This is a genomic window from Streptomyces beigongshangae, from assembly GCF_019710745.1.
Lineage (GTDB): Bacteria > Actinomycetota > Actinomycetes > Streptomycetales > Streptomycetaceae > Streptomyces > Streptomyces beigongshangae.
The window spans coordinates 1-538 of sequence record NZ_JAHKJW010000191.1 but is presented as its reverse complement, the minus strand read 5'-3'; the positions used below and the strand labels follow the sequence as shown (position 1 = coordinate 538).

General features: G+C 68.2%; 1 protein-coding gene. It reads left to right on the top strand.

The window, feature by feature from the left end:
• Positions 1 to 70 precede the first annotated feature (70 nt).
• Positions 71 to 538 (top strand): helix-turn-helix domain-containing protein (locus KM933_RS38785; protein ID WP_221362394.1); only part of this gene is annotated, 468 nt, incomplete at its 3' end.

The following is a 538-nucleotide window of genomic DNA, read 5'->3' as shown; positions in this document are numbered from 1 at the left end:
TAACGAGCTGGTGCGTGATTGCGGGTGACATGTTCTTGCTGGTGGGTGTCATGATCCGGATGTGGCGATCATGGTCAGTCGGACGGTTCTCGCGCATCAGGTGTTCACGGGAGTCTCGCGGGGGCATCTCGCTTCCCTGGTTGAAGAGTTGGCCGGCCCGTGGCAGGCCGTGGTGCAGGGGCGTCGTCACGAAGCTCGCGGCGGGGCCAGGAAGCGCGAGGCAGGAGCCGGTGTCCGGCATCGGCTGGTGTTCGTCGACCGGCTCGTGGCTACGTTGATTCACTTGCGGCACGATCTGCCGCATGCGGCGTTGGGGCTGCTGTTCGGCGTCGACCGCTCCACCATCATCCGTGCGATCGGTGAGATACGAGGGCTGCTGGCAGAGCGGGGATGCGCGGTCCCAGACCGGCCCGGCCTGCGGCTGCGGACCCTGGCGGATGTGTTCGCATACGCCCAGGCCGAAGGCATCGAGCTGCGGCTGGACGCCACCGAGGTCCAGGTCCGTCGGCCCCCGGCCAGCCGCGGCGGACGCCGTGCT